18 protein-coding genes and 1 pseudogene are annotated in these 19,511 nt (G+C 43.0%); 3 read left to right on the top strand and 16 right to left on the bottom strand.

What is annotated here, in order from left to right; all coding sequences use genetic code 11:
• Positions 1-440: 440 nt before the first annotated feature.
• The 8 genes from A3KS_RS0104140 to cysK form a co-directional block, all read right to left on the bottom strand.
• Entirely contained in the window at positions 441-2,132 is a 1,692-nt protein-coding gene (locus A3KS_RS0104140) for an ASKHA domain-containing protein (protein WP_026393848.1), read from the bottom strand.
• Between the two features lie 6 nt (positions 2,133-2,138).
• Positions 2,139-3,161, bottom strand: a complete 1,023-nt coding sequence (locus tag A3KS_RS0104145) for a methylcobamide--CoM methyltransferase (protein ID WP_026393849.1) — start codon at positions 3,159-3,161, stop codon at positions 2,139-2,141.
• A 52-nt stretch (positions 3,162-3,213) separates the two neighbouring features.
• Positions 3,214-3,885: a DUF1638 domain-containing protein gene (locus tag A3KS_RS0104150; protein WP_026393850.1), complete on the bottom strand. Its 672-nt coding sequence runs from the start codon at positions 3,883-3,885 to the stop codon at positions 3,214-3,216.
• A gap of 1 nt (position 3,886) precedes the next feature.
• Positions 3,887-4,843, bottom strand: coding sequence for a CobW family GTP-binding protein (locus A3KS_RS0104155; protein WP_026393851.1), 957 nt, complete (start codon positions 4,841-4,843; stop codon positions 3,887-3,889).
• Positions 4,844-4,994: 151 nt separating this feature from the next.
• Positions 4,995-6,074 carry a uroporphyrinogen decarboxylase family protein gene (locus A3KS_RS0104160; RefSeq protein WP_026393852.1) on the bottom strand — a complete coding sequence of 360 codons (1,080 nt, stop codon included), beginning with the start codon at positions 6,072-6,074 and terminating at the stop codon, positions 4,995-4,997.
• Positions 6,075-6,125: 51 nt separating this feature from the next.
• Positions 6,126-6,791 carry a corrinoid protein gene (locus tag A3KS_RS0104165; RefSeq protein ID WP_026393853.1) on the bottom strand — a complete coding sequence of 222 codons (666 nt, stop codon included), beginning with the start codon at positions 6,789-6,791 and terminating at the stop codon, positions 6,126-6,128.
• A 240-nt stretch (positions 6,792-7,031) separates the two neighbouring features.
• A complete protein-coding gene (locus tag A3KS_RS0104170) occupies positions 7,032-7,466 on the bottom strand; it encodes an RrF2 family transcriptional regulator (protein WP_026393854.1) in 435 nt (144 codons plus the stop codon).
• Complete coding sequence (gene cysK / locus A3KS_RS0104175; RefSeq protein WP_026393855.1) at positions 7,466-8,395, bottom strand: cysteine synthase A; 930 nt, start codon at positions 8,393-8,395, stop codon at positions 7,466-7,468. Before cysK ends, A3KS_RS0104170 begins: the two co-directional genes overlap by 1 nt.
• A gap of 277 nt (positions 8,396-8,672) precedes the next feature.
• On the opposite strand from cysK, the gene A3KS_RS0104180 reads away from it, so the two are divergent.
• The 3 genes and pseudogenes from A3KS_RS0104180 to A3KS_RS0104190 all read left to right on the top strand — a co-directional run bounded on the left by A3KS_RS0104180 (position 8,673) and on the right by A3KS_RS0104190 (position 11,463).
• Positions 8,673-9,797, top strand: coding sequence for a cysteine desulfurase family protein (locus tag A3KS_RS0104180; protein ID WP_026393856.1), 1,125 nt, complete (start codon positions 8,673-8,675; stop codon positions 9,795-9,797).
• 20 nt (positions 9,798-9,817) lie between these two features.
• Positions 9,818-10,663: pseudogene (locus A3KS_RS0104185) on the top strand (tRNA 2-thiocytidine biosynthesis TtcA family protein); the annotation flags it as partial.
• Between the two features lie 14 nt (positions 10,664-10,677).
• Positions 10,678-11,463: a tRNA threonylcarbamoyladenosine dehydratase gene (locus A3KS_RS0104190; protein WP_026393858.1), complete on the top strand. Its 786-nt coding sequence runs from the start codon at positions 10,678-10,680 to the stop codon at positions 11,461-11,463.
• Positions 11,464-11,467: 4 nt separating this feature from the next.
• On the opposite strand, the gene A3KS_RS0104195 is transcribed toward A3KS_RS0104190, so the two are convergent.
• From A3KS_RS0104195 to A3KS_RS0104230, 8 genes are all read right to left on the bottom strand, one after another.
• Positions 11,468-12,181 (bottom strand): response regulator transcription factor, encoded by a 714-nt coding sequence (locus A3KS_RS0104195; protein WP_026393859.1) that lies wholly within the window; start codon positions 12,179-12,181, stop codon positions 11,468-11,470.
• A 123-nt stretch (positions 12,182-12,304) separates the two neighbouring features.
• Entirely contained in the window at positions 12,305-12,619 is a 315-nt protein-coding gene (locus tag A3KS_RS0104200; RefSeq protein ID WP_169727691.1) for a CC/Se motif family (seleno)protein, read from the bottom strand.
• Between the two features lie 8 nt (positions 12,620-12,627).
• Positions 12,628-14,028 (bottom strand): sensor histidine kinase, encoded by a 1,401-nt coding sequence (locus A3KS_RS0104205; RefSeq protein WP_026393861.1) that lies wholly within the window; start codon positions 14,026-14,028, stop codon positions 12,628-12,630.
• A gap of 35 nt (positions 14,029-14,063) precedes the next feature.
• Positions 14,064-14,279, bottom strand: a complete 216-nt coding sequence (locus A3KS_RS0104210) for a cation transporter (RefSeq protein WP_026393862.1) — start codon at positions 14,277-14,279, stop codon at positions 14,064-14,066.
• 42 nt (positions 14,280-14,321) lie between these two features.
• Positions 14,322-14,996, bottom strand: a complete 675-nt coding sequence (locus A3KS_RS0104215; protein WP_026393863.1) for a hypothetical protein — start codon at positions 14,994-14,996, stop codon at positions 14,322-14,324.
• A gap of 28 nt (positions 14,997-15,024) precedes the next feature.
• On the bottom strand, positions 15,025-17,484 hold the full coding sequence (locus A3KS_RS0104220) for a heavy metal translocating P-type ATPase (protein WP_026393864.1): 2,460 nt from the start codon (positions 17,482-17,484) through the stop codon (positions 15,025-15,027).
• 52 nt (positions 17,485-17,536) lie between these two features.
• Positions 17,537-18,025 (bottom strand): hypothetical protein, encoded by a 489-nt coding sequence (locus tag A3KS_RS22305; RefSeq protein WP_026393865.1) that lies wholly within the window; start codon positions 18,023-18,025, stop codon positions 17,537-17,539.
• A 40-nt stretch (positions 18,026-18,065) separates the two neighbouring features.
• Positions 18,066-19,439 carry an urease accessory protein UreH domain-containing protein gene (locus A3KS_RS0104230; protein ID WP_026393866.1) on the bottom strand — a complete coding sequence of 458 codons (1,374 nt, stop codon included), beginning with the start codon at positions 19,437-19,439 and terminating at the stop codon, positions 18,066-18,068.
• Positions 19,440-19,511 lie beyond the last annotated feature (72 nt).

A 19,511-nucleotide genomic window follows, 5' to 3' on the forward strand; every position in this document is an offset into this window, starting at 1 on the left:
TTTTTGATCTACTCAATGATGATCTCCTTTCTTAAGAAATATCCTTTTGCCATTAGTTTCGAATGACAAATGCAATATCTCATCATGCCTAACAATAGTCCCGAAATTCCGTTCTACTGCAACACATGCAAAAGTGTCTCTCATCTAAAGTGCATAATTCATTGTTCAACATATTGCTTTGCCTCTTAAAAAATGTTATCATATATATCCTATATGATTTGTATGATAACTGATCGCTATTTGTTTGTCAATAACTTTTTATGCATTTTTTGTTCTTATATAAAGCACGAAACAAGCAGTTCTCTGCTTTGAATTCAGGCCAATACAGCAACCATCACTCTAATCGGTCTGCAAAGTAGATCTCCAGCTGTGAGTGAATCTTGCCCCGTCCCTACGACTCTGGGACCATTTCAAAATTATCGTTATACCGTCCGATTTCACTATGCCGTTTTCTTATGCTTGTCGAAAGACAGACAGTCAACAAAAATCCGATCAAAGTTTTCACCATTGGACAATTCAATGACATCAATCTCATTGACCAGGCTTTCCATCTCATCGCGATATTTCTGATTGAGTAAAAAAGCCAGTCCGCCGGATTTTGAAGTATTGCCGACAAAGTCAATTTTGCCTTCAAATTCTTTTGGTAGCAGCCCGATATTTATTAGGCTCTTGGCCCGCAGATGAAAGCCGAAAGAACCAGCAATTTGAATCTCGTCAACATCCTCAGGCCGCAGTTCTTTGGCATCCATTAAAAACTCAATGCCTGCCCGTACCGCTCCCTTTGCCAACTGCACCTGCCGGATATCTTTTTGCGAGAGGTATACCCCACTGGCAACTTCAAAGGCTATCTTCCCATCGATTTTCACCAGTCTGTTTCTCAGGTTCTGTTTCAAGTCGGCGTTATCCGGAGCTGCCAGTCGGCCCCGTTTGTCGATAACCTTATGGACCACCAGTTCCCCCACAATGTCCAACAGACCGCTACCACAGATCCCAATGGCTTCGCCATCTTCAATGGTCCGGATGTCAATCTCACCGTGATCGTCAATTTCGAAATACTCGATCGCGCCTTTTTCGGCCCGCATTCCATAAGAAATATTCATCCCCTCAAATGCCGGTCCGGCGGCGGTTGAGGTCGCCGTTAATGCGCCATGATCAGACAAAACCATCTCACCGTTGGTGCCGATATCGACAAATAAAGTAACCTGTTCTTTATCCTGAAGCCGGGTCGCTAAAACACCGGAGGTGATATCTGGCCCCACAAAGGAAGAAATAATCGGCGGCAGATAAATTGATCCCAGTGTGGAAATATCAAGGAGATGTTCTTCGTAACTTAAGCTACTTCCCCCTGTAATGGCTGGAGTATAGGGGTATTTACCCAGTGAATAAGGATTCACGTTAGCAGCCAGATGAATCATGCAGGTATTTCCGCTGAAAATTACTTCATAGATATGCTTTTGTAAAACACCGGTATGGCTGGCCGCTTTTTCAATCAGTATATTCAGTTCTTTAATAATCATTGAGTACATCGTGTCCAGCCCTTTTTCATCAGAGGCAAATTTAATCCGTGATAAAACATCCTGGGCATGCTGGCTTTGGGGGTTTAGTGCTGAGACGGAGTGCAGTTCTTCACCGGTGTTAATATTGACCAGTGTTGCCACCAGCGTGGTGGTTCCGATGTCAACAACGACGCCATAATTCTGGGCTGCAGTATCCCCTTCTTCCTCACCTAAAATCTGGCCGCCGGCAGTTACAATAGTCTTGCCATTGCCGGTATATTCTTTTTTAATAAAGCTATTTATGTCAATATCAAAACTCTGGCCATGGTTTAATATTTGTAGTGTTTTGTTACGGTTTTTAGCAACGGCCTTAACATCCACATGACCAGTCACCCTGGTCTGACATGAAAGCACAAATCCCTGTTCTTTTTCCTCTTCTGGTAGTTGGTGTTTTCCGTATTCTTCCACATTTTTCAGGCTCGCTGCGGAAATCTTAACCTTGCATTTACCGCAAACCCCTTCAGAATTACAGGGTGATTCAATAATAATCCCCAACTCTTGGGCGGCTGCTAAAATCGTCGTGCCTTTTTCCACCAGAATGGCTTTGTTTTCGCCGATAAAATTTACTTTTACCATAATTCGTTACGCCCCCTTTACCCGATTCGTCATTGCTGTTATATTTGCCAGTGGTGTGGAGGTACTGAGTCCACAAGCTGGCGCAATAATATCAATGCCATCCAATTTAAGCTTTTCGGTTTGCTTAGCAACCTTTTCGGCTTCACCAAATTCCAGCAGATAGGTACTTAGGTTCCCCATGGTGGTTAATTCAGGATAGTCTTCTTTCAATTTTCGCAAGCTAATCGAAGAATCAGTACTGATCGCATCGGACTTAATTGCTGGCACAAATTTTCTAACCGCATTCATTTTTCCGCAAATGTGAACAATAACCGGGGTATTGGTTTCATGAATCGCATCGATGATTTTGTTGAGATAACGCACCGCATATTCATCAAACATCGCCGGTCCCAAGATTTCTCCGGTGGCAGTGGGATCAGCAATGGTAATCACACTGGCGCCGCCTTCCACCATCAGCTTAGCCAATTCAATGATATGATTGGTGGCATAATCAACCACCCGATGGGCTTCGGCAGGATTCTTCCGGAGTTCTTTTAAAAATGGAATCGGGTCAACCAGTGATGCGGCGGTACTAAGCGGCCCGGTGATACTACCAAATACCGGTATGTCTGAATATTCTTTTGATAACTGATAGGTTGCTTCAATAATCGCATTAACCCGCTTATTTTTTGCCATCGCGCCTAAGTCCTGATAAAGGACTTCTTTAACCGATGGAAACACTTCTTTTTGTATTTTTGGTTCACAGGCCAGGGTTCCATAATTAATTTCACTACCCAGTACCTCTGCTTCTACGGTCATGCAAAAGGGAATACCGAAGTTCTCAAAACCGGTGTTTTCCTGAACATCATTGGCAATCTCTGCCATTAATTGACTATCGTGATGGCCATCCGGTAAGGTGTGGCCAGTTTTATTCATTACATCAACGATGGCTGAATTCATCATCCCACCGGGACAGATAACCGGTGCCCGATCAACAGATTCTTTATTTAAGGAACGGATGATCCGTTCCTTTGGGGTTAAATCATTCATCTAAAATTCCTCATTTCTTTTTATTTTCAGGCTTCTATAGTCTTTTGAAATTTCACGTTCTTCCAGCATTTTTTGAAAAATACGCTTCTCTAATTTCCTGCCTTGGGAGCAGCGTTATGAAATTGGCTTCATCCCAGGGACCGGTTATAATTTTTTCAATAAAGCCGATTTCACCTTTAACTGTCTGATATTCGGCTTCAAACAGCTTTGCAATTTCTCGGGATTGCTCAATTACCTCTTCCTTGGGTTCTGCCGATGTTTCAATAAACAAAACTTTTTTATAGCCATCATACATTTTTTCCAGCATCCGCTTGGCTTTTTTTTCGCCCAAACGATCATAAATTCGGCGATAGTCTGCGAGAATGCTCTTTTCGGTAATCATCCAGCCATTGCTGAGATAAAAGGTTCCAATTTCACTCTGAAAATCGCAGGCTCTACAGGTATCTGAGCACATAAAGATCGAAATACAATCATGTACTCTGGGAATAATCAGTTGACTGGCTTTAGAAATCAAACCATTAGCTGCCCCACCACACAAACCAAAAGCCAGGATGATTTTTTGATAATTCTGGGAAGCATCAATAAGCCGTTGGAGCTCGACCTTTAGTTTCTGGGGGTATAAATGAAAGTCCATCGAGACAAATTCAAAATCCCGCTCCGGAATGGGCATCAATTTCTCTATTTCCGCCTGCATGACCTCACAGGCAATCACTTTGACGTTCATATCAGAAAACGGTGTCCAGAATGGCCTGATTCAGATCATGGCCAATTACGGTAATACGCCCGATTTCATCAGGTTCAGATGCCCTTATTTCCAGGGCATTGGGGACAAAATCAAACTCCACCCAATTGACCCCATCAATCTGAACCTTGCCCTTTGACCGGACTACTTTTCCAAAAATCGCCTCATCCTTCAAACTTTCAAAGATACTTTCTAATTGAGTTACCGGAAATATCTTTGGCGTTTCGATGCCCCAGCTTGTAAAAATATCATGATTATGATCGTCATCATCGTGATCGTGGTCATCATCGTCAAACTCCAGATCAAACGCACTTAAATCCTCGTCCCGGGAAATTTGTTGCCCATCCGCTTCAGAAAGCCCAATCAGTTCAATGCCACTCAAATCATCCCAGGGCGTGGTCACAATCGATGCCGTATCATTGATTTCCCGTATTTTCGAAACCACCTTGCCTAACTCCTCATCATCGACGTTCTGGGTACGACTTAAGAGAATGGTACTGGCGTGAATGATCTGATCCCCATAAAATTCACTGAACAGCTCGGTGAATTCCTCATACATGGTCACATCGACGGCGGCAATCACCAGATTGAGATGAATGTCATTATCTTCCTCAAGTATCTTGACAATTTTGACGATTTCCGACAGTTTACCGACCCCCGATGGTTCAATGATGATTCTTTCTGTTTCTTTCGATTTAATGATTTCTCGCAAAGTATTGGTAAAATCAATCACGGTAGAACAGCAGATACACCCGGCCTTGATTTCCTTTATTTCAATGTTGTATTTTTTTAGAAATGCCCCATCGATTGGAATTTCGCCAAACTCATTTTCAATCAGCGTTATTTTTTTTGAATACACATTTTCATCGATCAGCTTCTTTATTAATGTGGTTTTACCGGCACCAAAAAAACCAGAAAAAATATCAATTTGTATTGTCATACGATCACTTTCCTATCTGTTAATCATTGAACTAGTCATTTATAAACTCAATGACAACAATCTTGGTTAAATTGTTGTCATTGATCACTTGGATTTAATTCATTTTTATTGTTCTGTTGAATTTATTTTACTTCGACCTATTGTTTGGAAATTACTTTATCGACCAACGCCCGTATCGTCTGGAAGCTTCCACCATTGCTGCTGCATTTAGTAAATTACCATTGGGCGGGAACTCACAGCCAGAAGAAAGGATAAAGCCGGCATTGTGTTTTTTAAATAAATCCAGTTGCCTTTTGACATCTTCCAATACCTCATCGGCAGTAAATACGAGACCGGTTTCGGCGGGATCGGAATATCCGATGGTGATAATCTTATCACCCCAGGTTTTGGCATGTTCTTCCCAATCTTTGGCACCATGGGCCGGGTGAGCAACCGAGATCGCCACCGGATCAGACCACTTGATCACTTCTTCAAAATAAACACCACCACCGCAATTGTGGATGGCCACTGCTGAACCGGCCGCTCGAATCGCATCGGCAAGGCGTTTTAGATATGGGCCTTCGAATTTTTCCCAGGTTGTGTTTCTCAAAACAGTTCCTGATGAATACAGGGGATCTATAACAATGGAATGGGCCCCCGCTTCAATCTGAGCAACAGCATACTCAATAAGAACATCGGTGATAACATCAACTGCCCCCAGAACTTCTTCTGGGTGTTTGATCAGATCCACAAACAGCTCCTTATGACCTCTAATTTGCGACAAAACCCCCAGCGGGCCATAGACAAATCCGAAGATGGCAACTTCATTGCCTTTTGCTTCTGATAAACCTCTGACCGTATCGACAACCTGCTTCATCCGTGTGGTCTCTCTCGGGTTAATTTTTTTGATCTTGTCGTATTCCCCAGCTGTTTTTATATACTGGTTGTTAAAATCAGGATAGGCGGTACTGAATTTAGGAAAAATTAGTTCCTGGCCGAAGTCAGCCGCTTCAACAGAAAGGTCGACCAGCAGCAAAAAGGCATCCTGACCGATTAGTTCCTGGGCTGCCAGGAGACTTTGGGTCGCAATTTCGGCATCCTGAGACCATTTATCATAACGTGATCCGATCACCCGATAGGAAGCGCCGCAGACCAGGGGAATCGCCGGAATCCGGTCAACTTCTTTTCGTTGCAGAGTCAGAACAACGCGTTCCAGTGATGTTATTTCTTCATTTCTTTGTATCAATGACATCGATGATTTCCTCCAATTTAATCGTCTTTGCGTATTTTTGTGAATTTTTTCTTAGAGCTCATTTCCATATGCGGCAACAATGTTGTTCGCCAATTTTACCGCTTCGGCAGCATTCTCTGCATAGCCATCGGCACCAATCTTGTCAGCATAGGATTGGGAAACCGGACCACCACCGATTAAGACCTTATAGTCTTCTCTTATTTTTTCTTCGACTAAAATTTCGACGACCTCGTTCATACCTTCCATGGTCGTTGTCATTAATGTTGAAATGAAAATGAATTCAGCTTGTTCTTCTTTAGCTCGTTCCACAAAAGTAGTTGGAGAAACATCACGTCCCAGATCCACAATATCATAGCCGCCGGTTTCCAGCATAATCTTTACCAGATTCTTTCCGATATCGTGGGTATCCCCTTCAATTACGCCAATGACGGCTTTTCGTTTGGTTTCGTGTGAGTTAATCTTAATATGGGGTTTTAGGATATTTAGACCCGAATACATGGCGTCCGAGCACATTAATAATTCGGGTACAAAGTATTCTTCTTCATCAAATAATTTTCCTGCCTGATTCATCCCAACGGTCAGTCCATTGACGATAGCTTCATAGGCATCAATTCCTTCAGCGATCACCTGATTACTGAGTTCAATGGTTAAATCCTCATCCATGTCTACAATTGACGCTGCCAGTTTGTCGAATAATTCCTGTTTGTTTAAAGACATTTAATAACTTCCTCCTTGATTAACATACATCTCCTATATGTTTGGTAGGATTATTATATTAGATGCTTTTTCATTTGTCAATATTTTTTTACACTAAACTGATATGATTAATTCCATACATAAAAAGGCATGATTTGAAGCAGCTGCTTCAAATCATGCCTTTTTTAATAATATCTATACATCAGTTCGACTGCCTGAATCCTTTCAAATTACCCCGAAATAAACCAAAAGCAAGCTGAATCAGATGTAATACTCGCAATTACCTTTTTCGTGATAGCGTCTCACTAGCTCAGCCAGGGTAATATTATCCACCACCTGATCAATGGCATCTTTGATTTCCTGCCAGACATCTGCGGTGACGTGGCGATCTGCTTGCTCGTAAACTCCTGCTTCATCACTCAAAATAACTGGTGACAACTCACCTTCCAGTAACCGCACAATCATCCCGACGGTATAATCTTCCGGGGGACTGGCCAACTGATAACCGCCCTGAGAACCACGAACGCTGCGAACAAAGCCAGCTCGTGAAATCTGGGTAATGATCTGTTCCAAATATTTTTCTGAAATCTCCTGGCGCTCAGCAATCCGCTTAATGGGAATGTATTCCCCGGTGTTATTAATCGCCAGGTCCAGCATTAAACGCAAGGCATACCTGCCCTTAGTGGAAATTTTCATTACTGAAATAAGCCCGTTGACAGATAACGTTCACCGGTGTCTGGCAATAGAACCACAATCGTTTTGCCTTTATTTTCTGGTCGTTTTGCCAATTCGGTAGCTGCGTAGATGGCTGCCCCGGAAGAAATTCCCACTAACAGTCCTTCGCGCCGGCCCACTTCCTTGGATGTCAGGAAAGCATTTTCATTGCTGACCTTAATGATTTCATCATATATCGCGGTATTAAGGACTCCAGGAACAAACCCGGCACCAATTCCCTGGATTTTATGTGGGCCAGGATTTCCGCCTGATAACACGGGAGAAGCCTCCGGCTCAACAGCAACGATTTTTACCCCGGGCTTCTTTTCTTTTAAAACTTCACCGACCCCGGTAATGGTTCCGCCGGTTCCGATTCCGGAGACAAAGATGTCCACTTCACCATCGGTGTCATTCCAGATTTCCACAGCCGTGGTTTTCCGATGAATTTCGGGATTAGCCGGATTCTCGAACTGTTGCGGTACAAACGCATTAGGGGTGCTTTCAGCCAACTCCTGAGCCTTGGCAATGGCGCCCTTCATTCCCAGTGAACCGGGAGTTAAAACCAGTTTCGCCCCTAAAGCAGAAACCAGGTTACGGCGTTCAATACTCATTGTTTCGGGCATCGTTAAGATTAAGCGGTACCCTTTTGCAGCGGCTACAAACGCCAGACCAACACCGGTATTACCACTGGTCGGCTCAATAATCACCGAATCTTGATTGATCAGACCAGCTTTTTCGGCCGCATCAATCATGGCAAAACCGATTCGATCTTTAACAGAGGATAAAGGGTTAAAATACTCAAGTTTTGCAATTACTTTTGCTTCCAGGTTCAGATTTTTTTCATAGTTTACCAGTTCCAGAAGGGGGGTGTTTCCAATTAAGTCGGTCAGATTTTTTGCTATTTTTGACATCGTGATACCTCATTTCTTATATCATTTCATATTATTTCTATATGATTTATTATATTATCCATTCTTTTGCTTGTCAACTCTTTTTTCTTTTTTAACGCATTAGCTACTTTACTTAATACCCAAAGCAATCCTTAAAATTTGAAATCTTCATTTTATTACAAGTAATTCTATAGTATAATTAGGATATCAGCCTGGCGATTTCGCAATGATCTCCTGGGTATTTTTTATGAACCGCTACGTCATTATCACATGATTCGGTTTAGAACGGAGATAACACGTGATATATTTGGATTACGCCGCCGATACCCCAGTGGATGCCCAGGTCCTGGATCTGTTTTGTCGTATCAGCCAGGACGCTTTCGGCAACGCCAACGGCGCACATCTTTTGGGCAAAAATGGGAAACAGCTCATTGAAAAAGCGACCATCAAAATAAAGAATCAATTAAACTGCTTAAATATGGCAGTCATCTATACCTCTGGCGCTACCGAAGCTAATAACCTGGCTATTAAGGGTGTGGCCAGGAATTATCGTGAGAATGGTCGCCACCTCATCTCAACCTGTCTGGAGCATGCTTCGGTTAGCGGCAGCCTCAAGCAGCTTCAATCGATCGGCTATGAAATTGATCTGGTAGCCATCAAAAAAGACGGCACCGTCGACCTTGATCATCTCAAAGAATTAATCCGGGCGGATACAATTCTGGTTTCGATCAACTATGTGGACAGTGAATTGGGGGTCTGTCAGCCAATTGAATCAATTTCGGCGATTGTTGCTGCTTATCCCAATTGTTTTTTTCATGTGGATGCCACTCAGGCTGTCGGGAAAATACCCGTTCATTTAGACCAGATCGATCTGGTTACCTTTTCACCCCACAAATTTTTCGGTCTGAATGGCATGGGCGTACTCCTAAAAAGCGACAGCCTGATCCTTGAACCACAGATCCATGGCGGCACCAGCACCAGTTATTATCGCAGCGGCACGCCTTTTACGGCAGGGGCCGGGGCAACAGCGCTGGCCCTTGAACTGTGCCTGGCTGAACTGGAAGAACGGCTAGCCCAAGTTGCCTTAAAAAACGCCTGGTTAAAAAAGCAGTTATCTGCTTACCCGCTGGTTTCTTTCAACAGTACTGGGCATTCCATTCCCCACATTCTTAATCTCAGTGTTAAAGGCGTCAAGGCGCAAGCCTTTCAGGCTGCACTGAGTGATCAGGAAGTCTGCGTATCGACCAAATCAGCCTGTTCTACCGATAACACCCCCTCCCGCTCAGTTCTCGCGGTCACCGGAAGCCGGGATCTGGCCAGAACTTCCTGGCGGATCAGCCTCTGTCATTTAACCACTGACAGCGAATTGCAGGAGTTTATGGAAATATTTGATTGTTGTTATAAAAGTTTAACTAAAAAGTAGGAGTTATCATGGAACGTTATGAAGAAATAGAAAAAAGTTTAAAAAATAAGTATCGCAGCAGTATCTGGTGCCGTTTTACCAGTGGCATCAATGAATATCAGCTGGTCAAGGAAGGGGATAAAATTGCGGTGTGCATCTCTGGAGGAAAAGACTCCATGCTGATGGCAAAGCTGTTTCAGGAACTGAAGAAACATAATAAATTCGAATTTGAATTGGTTTTTCTGGTAATGGATCCGGGCTATAACCCGATCAACCGGGAAATGATCAAAAAAAATCTGAAGCTGTTGAATATTGAAGCCACTATTTTCGAGTCGCAGATTTTTGATTCAGTGGCCGATATTGAAAAATCTCCCTGCTATCTCTGTGCCCGGATGCGTCGGGGCCATCTGTATCATCACGCCAAAGAATTGGGATGCAATAAAATCGCCCTGGGGCATCATTATGACGATGTCATCGAAACCATCCTGATGGGGATGCTTTACGGCGGCCAGATACAAACCATGATGCCCAAGCTAAAAAGCAGCAATTTTGAGAATATGGAATTAATCCGGCCGATGTATCTGATCCGCGAAGAAGCTATCATCAGCTGGAAATTACATAACGACCTGCAATTTATTCAGTGTGCCTGCCGATTTACCGAAAATTGTATGATTTCAGACAATGAAGGCGGAGCCTCCAAGCGCCAGGAAATGAAAACCCTGCTGAAAAAATTTCGCCAAACCAGCCCTTATATCGAAAGTAATATTTTCAAAAGCGTGGAAAACATCAATCTCAATACCATTATTTCATATAAGCAAGACGGAATTAAACATCATTTTTTAGATGCTTATGATAAAGACTCTCTAAATAAAACTAAAAAAATCTGAACGGAGAATTTTTAATGTTGAACCAATTTTCACGAACTGAATTATTACTTGGTAGGGATGCCATGGAAAAAATGGCGCAGGCAAGCGTTGCCATCTTTGGCATTGGCGGCGTCGGTAGTTATACTGCCGAAGCCCTTGCCCGCAGCGGCATTGGCTCATTTGATCTCATTGATGACGATAAGGTCTGTTTGACAAATATCAACCGCCAGCTGATCGCCACCCGAAAAACCGTGGGCCAAAACAAGGTCGAGGTGATGAAACAACGGATTCTGGATATCAATCCCAATGCTCAGGTCAATACACATCAATGCTTCTTTTTACCTGAAAACGCTGATAAATTTGACTTCTCTTCCTACTCATATGTGGTTGATGCCATCGATACCATTTCGGCCAAAATTGAGTTGGTGCTCCAAACTGAAAACACAAAAACACCCATCATCAGCTGTATGGGTGCTGGAAACAAATTAGATCCGACGCTTTTTAAGGTTGCCGATATCTACAAAACCAGTATGTGTCCGGTCGCCAAAATCATGCGAAAAGAACTCAAAAAACGAAGGATTAAGCATTTAAAAGTTGTGTTTTCAACGGAAGAACCGATTAAACAAATTGAAAACTTAGCCAATAGCTGTCAATCCAATTGTATTTGTCCACCGGGAACTGAACGAAAATGTACCGATCGACGATCCATTCCCGGCAGCATTTCCTTTGTTCCGTCGGTAGCGGGTCTGATTTTAGCAGGCGAAGTGATCAAGGATCTCGCTTTCCAAATTAATCACAGTGGCGAGGGGAAACTTCGTTAATAGCCTATGTTTCGGGGGTTTCACCCCCGAATTTATAACCAATCCCGTAAATAGTCATCACATACAACGGATTTTTGGGATCCTTTTCTATTTTTTGACGCAGGTTCTTAATATGGCTATCCACGGCCCGATCATACCCTTCAAATTCATCACCCAATGCTATTCTGATTAGATCCTCCCGAGTAAAAACCTTACTGGGATATTTTATTAACGCCGCCAGTAATTTATACTCATTTGGAGTAAGATTAATTTCCACCTGATTCTTTTTGATCATATGGCTTTCGAAATCAACTTCCAAATCACCGCCATTGAAAGAGGCTTTATTATAAAGTGGCACCAGATCATCGCTTGATCTGCGCAGAACTGCTTCAATTCTGGCATATAGGGCTTTCAAGCTGAATGGTTTCGTAATATAGTCATCGGCTCCAATATTTAGCCCTTTAAGCATATCCGACTCCTCAATTTTTGCGGTAAGCATAATAATCGGTACCCGGGATTTTTTTCTGATCTGGATACAAATTTCTTCACCTGTCATGTCAGGAAGCATCAGGTCTAAGACGATGAGCGCAATGTTTTCCTGTTCAAATAAATCGAGGGCTTGTTTGCCATTTTCCGCCGTAAAGACGGCGAAGCCTTTACTTTCCAGAAAAGACTTTACCACCTCAATTATTTTAGGTTCATCATCAATAACAAGTACTTTTTTAAATTGATTGTTCATTATTACCAACCTCTATCCTTCCCAGGTGCTCAATTAAACGTCAACGACTTCTATAATCACTAGTCCGAAATCTTCTTGTGACACTTTTCTCATTATACTACCAGGTAACTAATATGGATAGCATTAATCCCGCTTTTTTAGACTTAAACCTTCGACTTGGATCGTTGCCCCAATCAGATTTTTTTTAAGCATAAAATGCAGTGTCGTCGCTATCACCCTTGCATTCTTGCTGATATATAGGGTAACATCATTCTGTTGGAATATATCAAATGCGTCCAATCGATCTGGCTTTACAAGTGAAACTTCAGAAACTTCAAAAGTTGGACAACAACCACCGCCTGTAGAACTGATCGTAAGTGTTAAATTACTCTTTCTTTTTTTTCGCATGTAGTCTAAAACCGTATTATCTATTTTAACTTTAAATGATCTGTCCATCATTTTCACTCCTATTCCATTTTATTTTTCGGTAACTTGACAACAAAACGACTGCCTTCGTTTAAGTGACTATCGGCCTCAACCATTCCCCCATGGGCTGTTACAATTGACTTAACAATGGCCAGACCAATTCCGGAACCACCGGTCATACGGTTTCTGGATTTGTCGGCGCGATAAAAGCGCTCAAAAACATAGGGGAGTTCATCTTCAGGGATCCCAATCCCATTATCACTGACACTTAATCGAACAAACTGCTTATCCTCAGAAATAAAAATCTTTATGATTCCATGCTCCGGCGTATATTTTACCGCATTAGAAACTAGATTAATGATAACCTGGCTGACTCTATTTTGGTCAGCATATGTGTCTGAACTTTCCCCATAAATCGATACGTTTAACTTCTTTTTATCGATTTCTGCGGCAAAATTCCCCACTGCTTTTTCTGATAACTCATTCAGATTGATCTGTGTTTTATCAAGCTTTAAATTATCACTTTCAACTTTTGCCAAGTTCTCTAAATCCTGTATGATTTTACCAATGCGCAATATTTCATCATGGCAACTTTTCAAGCGTTCGCCTGTAGGTTCCCATACCCCTTCAATCATGGCCTCAATATGGGTTCCAATCGATGTAAGAGGGGTTCGTAATTCATGAGCTACGTCAGCCGTCAACTGTTTTCTTAATGACTCCTGTTTTCCCAATGAATCAGCTAAATGATTGACTGCAACAATAAGTTCATTTAATTCCCTGGTATTTGAAACTTCTGTGATTCGCACATCATAGTCTCCATCAGAAATTTGTTTTGTGACAGTGACCGTATTTAAGATCGGACTACTTAATCGTTTAGCCAGGATTGACCCGACGATAACTGAAAAAATAAGTGAGAAAATTCCAATTCCGATTAAAACTGTATTGAGTGCATTCAAAAACTGAAAATCATCTGCGCTTAAAAAGTATGGTCCAAAATAGCTGACCTGTGCGGTTCCAATGACCTTGCCATCTTTAGTAATTGAGATGGTCTTTGACATAAATTCACCATTCATTTGCGGGTATTTTGTGTTCATTCGATGTGAAATATCATCCATCACTGCTGTGCATAAGGACATATCACAGGTCTCCGCATCCCAGATCGTCTGATTCTGCAAATCATAAACCTTGACAATATACCCGTCATAAAGGGCATACATCCCGATGGTATGGACGAAATCTGCGTCCCAGGTTTTGGTTTCCATATCATATTGCTGACTCAGACTGTCTGTTATTTCCTGAGTTCTTTTCTCTTGTTGAATGGTAAGATAATTAGTAAATTCTTTTTCAATTAAAATGTTCGATAAAAAGCTGATCGAGGCCACAGTAAGTAACATAATCAGGGCAATGGTCAGCGATAATTTTGTTCTTAAGCTATGTTTCATAGCAATCTCCTAGTTCATAACTAATTACGAATTATTTATACTTTTCCTGACACATGGTATCCTTCTTCTTCAATTACAGTTTTAAAGCTCTCAAAGGTTAACATGCCAGGTTCATATTCGATTGCCACAGTTTTTCCAGGAAGATCGACAATGACACTCTCAACGCCGTCGAGTTCGCCAACTGCATTTTTTATAGCTCTTTCACAGTGAGCACACGACATACCTTCAACATTTAAAATCATTCTTTCCATTTCTTACGCCTCCTTGAATTATAGTTTATTTTTTTAAACTACTCATTTAATACTAAACGGTTTTAAAAATTTATCCACTTCAATTGGTTTTTTATCTTCATCTTCGGTGCTGACCTTGGCAAAAACCCAGCCTTCAACTTTTTCTGGATCAACGCCGGCATCAATAAAGATTTGCGGATTTAAAACAAAGACAATGTCTTTGTCATTGGTATTCAGGTCTTTCGCCCATTCAAACATATTCCCATCACCAAGGTCAACACCATAATGATCAAGGGCGGTGTGGTATTTAATATGATCACGTTTCAGATTGACAATCTGTTGAAAGGACGCCAGCGGCGTCACTTCGCCATCATAGATTAATTTTTCATCCCCTAACATTGTTCCGACCATAATTTTATCATTAATAACCATCCCTGTGGGAAGTTTTGTGACATCAAGTCCGGCTTCAATGAATGGTTTGGCAGTCACTTCCAGCATTACATCGTGCGGTGTTCCGCTACTGTAATCTTTACTCCAGATAAAGCGAGCGGTTCCATCGGGTGCCGACAGGGCCCAGCCACCATTTATCTCATCTTCGACAATTTGGTTGGGGATTGCCTGAAGCACTGCATCAAAGGATGTGATTGAGGTCTTTCCGACGACATCTGTTTGCTGACAACCAGCTAGGACAACTAAAAACAATAGGGCTGTCCCGGCTATAATAATTTTCTTTTTCATAATCTCTACTCCTTTTTCAACTTAATTTTTATGGCTTAAAACCTTTTAATCTGAGTGCGTTGGTGAGCACCGAAACCGAGCTCAGTGACATGGCCGCGGCGGCAAAAATAGGATTCAGCAGTGGCCCGCCAAACAGATAGAGCAGTCCGGCGGCGATGGGAATTCCGGCGACATTATAACCAAATGCCCAGATCAAATTTTGTTTAATGTTACGAATCGTGCTTTTGCTGAGTTTAATGGCAGTGGGAACGTCCATCAGATCACTTCGCATCAGCACAATATCGGCGGATTCCATCGCGACATCGGTACCGGAGCCAATCGCAATACCAATATCGGCCTGAACCAATGCCGGCGCGTCGTTGATGCCATCCCCAACCATCGCCACTTTTCGGCCTTCTGACTGGAGCTTTTTAACCTCATTTGATTTATCCTGAGGCAATACTTCGGCCAGAACCCGATCAATGCCAACCAGTCTGGCAATGGCTGCCGCGGTTTTTTTATTGTCACCAGTGATCATCGCCACTTCGATCCCCATTTCATGGAGTTTGGCAATAGCGGCTTTACTGCTGGCTTTAACAACATCTGCCACGGCAATAATCCCGGACAATTGGCCATTCATGGCAATGTACATGGGGGTTTTGCCTTCTTCTGCCAGTCGATCTGATTCTGCTTCCAGAGTGTTCAAGGAAATACTGTTCTGATCCATCATTTTCCGGTTGCCCAGCAACAAACGGGAACCGTCAACTTCTACTTCGATCCCATATCCAGGAATTGCGTTGAACGTATCGATTGTAAGTATTTCCAGGCTTTCTTTTTCAGCGCCTCGGATAATCGCTTCACCCAGGGGGTGTTCTGATCCTTTTTCCGCGGATGCGGCAATTTGAAGCAGCCAATTCCGGTCAACCCCGGCCGTTGTGACAATGTCAGTTACTTCAGGCTTCCCTTCGGTGATGGTGCCGGTTTTATCAAAAACAATGGTGTTAATGAGATGGGTGGTTTCCAGGGCTTCCCCGCCTTTAATTAAAATGCCATACTCGGCACCCTTGCCGGTCCCAACCATAATCGCGGTTGGGGTTGCCAGGCCAAGTGCGCAGGGGCAGGCGATGACCAGAACCGAAATAAATATGGTCATCGCAAAGACAAAGGTATGGCCGGTGAAATACCAACCCGCGAAGGCCAGAACCGCGATGACAAACACGATCGGAACAAAATAGCTGGATACTATATCGGCCAGCTGAGCAATCGGTGCCTTTGAGCCCTGGGCATCTTCCACCAGTTTGATGATTTGAGCGAGGGCTGTGTCGCCGCCAATTTTTGTCGCTCTGAATTGGACCACACCATTTTTATTGATGCTGGCTGCATACACCATATCCCCTGATTTCTTATCGATGGGCATACTTTCTCCGGTGAGCATTGATTCATCGATGGCGGTATTTCCTTCAATGACGATCCCATCAACCGGAATTTTACCCCCGGGTTTGACCAGGATCACATCATCAATTTCGACCTCATCAATGGGTGTTTCAATTTCGGCGCCATCCCGGATGACAATGGCCGTTTTAGGCGCAAGGCCCATGAGTTTTTTAATCGCTTCGGAAGTTTTTCCTTTGGATACCGCTTCCAGATATTTCCCTAACAGAATCAAGGTAATGATAACCCCGGCGGTTTCAAAATACAGATCTTCAACTGCCCCGAAATTGCCTGAACCGATCTGATAAACAGAATAGAGGCTATAGAGAATCGCTGCCGAAGTTCCCATTGCGATCAATGAATCCATATTGGGACTGCGCTGGATAATGGCTTTGAAACCGACACTGTAAAAACGGTGGCCGGCGATGATAATCGGGATTACCAGAATAATTTGCGCGATGGCGTAGGTCAGCGGATATTGCATCGGTTCCAGAAAGCTGGGAATCGGCAGCCGCAACCACCAGATCATCGCCCCCATGGCCAGATATAACAGCGGAATCCCGAAGCTGGCCGATACGATTAACTTGGTCTTAAGCGTCCGGATTTCCTTTTCCTTCCGCAGTTTATCTTCATCAACGGCCGTTTTTTTCTCTATTTCCAGCGCCTGATATCCAGCTTTTTCAATTGCCTGCCTAATCGTCGCGAGTTTTACTTGCTGAGGATCATAGTGAACCGTGGCTTTTTCAGTGGCCAGATTAACAGTTGCAGTGGTGACCCCTTCAAGTTTATTCAGCACCTTTTCAACCCGAGCCGAACAGGCGGCACAGGTCATCCCGCCAATGGGGATGGTCACTTCATTTATTGTGGTAATCTCTACCGTTCCGTATCCGGCTTTTTCAATCGCTTCATCGATTTTTTGCCGCGATGTCTCCGCTTCGTCGTATTCAACCGACAGATTTTCGGTGGCAAAATTCACCGAAGCATCAGATATTCCGGCCATCTTACTGACAACTTTTTCAACTCTGGCCGCACAGGCCGCACAGGTCATTCCTGTTATTTTAATGGTTTCTTTTTTCATTAATTTTCCCTCCTCTTACTCATTCAAATGTTTAATCTTTTATTATTGATTTTTACTGGTTGATATCATCAACGACGGTAATGGTACTTCCCACCATCCCCATCCAGCAGGAATAATTGATGGTTCCGGCCTTGGTCGGTGTAAATTCGACAACATTTTCTCCGACAAGCAGTTTTTGTTCCACCCCATAGCTTCTGATCAACATTTTATTGTTACAACTATTCAAATCGCCGTCATTGGCTGTGATGGTCCATTTAACTGGTATTCCGGTTTGCACAATAACGGGATCATAAATCCCCCGATCCAGGGTTGTCGACACGATTTGGATACCATCGTTGACGATTGCTTTGGCTGCTGAACTGCTGGTGCTCGGTTGCGCTGTTACGGTTTGATCGGTACTGCTCGATTGGCTCTGTGACAAATTTGAATTAATTGCACTTCCCCCGGTTGATCCAGAACTTCTGGTACAGCCTGAAAATAAGACAGTCGCCAGCAAGACAACCGCCAGCACGGTTCCCAGTAAATAATATGTTTTTTTCATTTTTTTAAAGCCTCCTTTTAATATTACCCGTTATTATCTTTTAATCAACAATTGTTATACTGCTCTTAATCATCCCCATCCAACAGCTATAGGGCACCGTTCCTGTTTCCGTGGGGGTAAATTCAATGATATTGTCACCGGCCACCAATTTCTTTTCAATATTATATTCGGGGATCAGTACTTGATTGTTGCATCCATTTATGTCACTGGTATCGGCCTGGATGGTCCATTTGACGGGCACCCTCACTTGGACGGTGATGGGTTCATAACTATTCGGTGAAAGCTTCGTTGTGATTGTTTGAACACCTTGATGAACTGTCGCCGAATTACTTTGCTGAGCTTCGTTAGCCGCTGTAACACCGCCTGATCGCGTAGGCAGAGCGATTCCGGATAAACTGATGCCGTTACTGAACATAAATACACCCAAGATCAGAACGAGTATGGCACTGGCAGTTATCATTTTACTGGTAAATTTTTTACTGAGAAATGAACTGATTGCTCCCAGTCCAAACATCAGTGGCACCGTTCCTAAACTAAATGCCAGCATCGACATCGCCCCCTGTACCGGATCACCGGTGGAAAGGGCATAAAGCTGCATCGCCTGGAGTGGACCGCAGGGCATTAAGCCATTTAAAAGTCCGATATAGAGGGGGCTGTTGCTTTTTTTCTGTTCATTGATCTTTCTGGCAAAAATTTTAGGCATTCTGGGATTAAGCTGACGCAGCCAGGGAAAAAGATTTAACATATTCAATCCCATGATTACCATGAAAATCCCGGCTACAACAGCAACAATTCCTTTGGCGGTACCAGAAAAGCTGATGACCGATCCCAGTGCACCGACGATCCCGCCAACGATGGTGTAAGAAATCACCCGTCCGGCGTTATATAAAATGCCAGGTCTGAGACTTGTCGTTTTCTTTTCATTTATTATCCTTGCATTCGGAACACACTGGGATAAATTAATTCCGCCGCACATGGCAACACAATGGATGGAGGTGAGTAAGCCGATTAAAAATAATGCCCCATAACCCACTCCCAGTTTTGCCTCCGGAAATGAGTTGAAGATGTTAAAACCGCCCAAATAATTAATAATTATAAAAGCAACTATTATGATAATGGCAATTCCTAGAACTTCTGTGATTCTGTTTTTCTTTTCGTTTTTTTCAGTTATCCGCTTATTTTTATTTTCTCCACTTCGCTTCACGTGATAATCCATCGTCTCAATGGTACCCAATATCGTTGCCAGTTTCACCTGATCCGGATCATAGGTAAAACTGACCTGTGACCGCCTATAGCTGGCTATGACGCTGAATACACCGGTCAGCTCACTAAGTTTGTTCTCAATCTGATTTTCACAGTTAACGCAGGTCATCCCGGCAACCGGGAATGTTTTTGTTATCCGCTTTTCTTCCATTAGTCACTCTCCTTGTCACTTCTTCTCTGACCCTATCTTAACAGTAACTTTTGTAGAACTTATGGAGAAGCA

The sequence above is a fragment of the Acetobacterium malicum subsp. dehalogenans DSM 11527 genome (assembly GCF_000472665.1).
GTDB lineage: Bacteria > Bacillota > Clostridia > Eubacteriales > Eubacteriaceae > Acetobacterium > Acetobacterium malicum.